Genomic DNA, 293 nt, shown 5'->3' on the forward strand with positions numbered 1-293 from the left:
GTTGTAATTTTTTTCGACCGATATCATCGGGAAGTTCAAAATGCCCTGCAATATTGGCTTCTAACATAAATTGATGTAAGAGAGCTTCACAAAAAGCATGAATCGTTTGAATTTTTAAGCCACCAGGCGTTTCGAGGGCACGCGCAAAGAGTTGCCGTGCATAAGTTAGTTTTTGCGCATTAACAGGTTTTTTTTCAAACCGTGTTAAGGTTTCTTGCAGCTGTGCATCATCGAGCTCATTCCAACTAGAAAGCGTGCGAAAAATTCGTGATTGCATAACAGCAGCAGCAGCT

1 protein-coding gene is annotated in these 293 nt (G+C 41.3%); it reads right to left on the reverse strand.

The genetic code is table 11. From position 1 onward, the window contains the following. Positions 1–293: hypothetical protein (locus ACFILW_RS10095; RefSeq protein WP_375685770.1), on the reverse strand; the 293-nt coding region annotated here is incomplete at both ends.

It is taken from the genome of Bartonella sp. TT110JLCBS (assembly GCF_042193405.1).
In the GTDB taxonomy this organism is placed as follows: Bacteria; Pseudomonadota; Alphaproteobacteria; order Rhizobiales; family Rhizobiaceae; genus Bartonella.